Origin of the sequence: Paenibacillus sp. MZ04-78.2 (assembly GCF_024213375.1) — a bacterium.
Taxonomy (GTDB): domain Bacteria; phylum Bacillota; class Bacilli; order Paenibacillales; family NBRC-103111; genus Paenibacillus_G.
This window is the reverse complement of the sequence record NZ_JANAVJ010000128.1, coordinates 1-654: the sequence shown is the minus strand read 5'-3', so window position 1 is coordinate 654 and position 654 is coordinate 1. Positions and strand designations below refer to the sequence as shown.

Genomic DNA, 654 nt, shown 5'->3' with positions numbered 1-654 from the left:
GGGTATCGTAAGATACCTAGCCATAGCTTCGGTGGTGTGTTTAGCCCCGTTACATTTTCGGCGCAGAGTCACTCGACCAGTGAGCTATTACGCACTCTTTCAATGGTGGCTGCTTCTAAGCCAACATCCTGGTTGTCTGTGCAACTCCACATCCTTTCCCACTTAACACACACTTGGGGACCTTAGCTGATGATCTGGGCTGTTTCCCTCTTGACAATGGATCTTAGCACTCACTGTCTGACTCCCGGGATAACGTCTGTGGCATTCAGAGTTTGACTGGACTTGGTAACCCTTGGCGGGCCCCGCACCCAATCAGTGCTTTACCTCCACGACGCATCTCCCGAGGCTAGCCCTAAAGCTATTTCGGGGAGAACCAGCTATCTCCGAGTTCGATTGGAATTTCTCCGCTACCCCCACCTCATCCCCGAATTTTTCAACATTCGTGGGTTCGGGCCTCCAGTGCGTGTTACCGCACCTTCACCCTGGGCAGGGGTAGATCACACGGTTTCGGGTCTACGTCCACGTACTCATTCGCCCTATTCAGACTCGCTTTCGCTGCGGCTACGGCTTCTCACCTTAACCTCGCACGGGAACGTAACTCGCCGGTTCATTCTACAAAAGGCACGCCATCACCCCGGATTTTTCCGAAGGAAA

At 53.4% G+C, this 654-nt stretch carries 1 rRNA gene; it reads right to left on the bottom strand.

From position 1 onward, the window contains the following. Positions 1 to 654 (bottom strand): 23S ribosomal RNA (locus NLX71_RS26340); the annotation flags it as partial.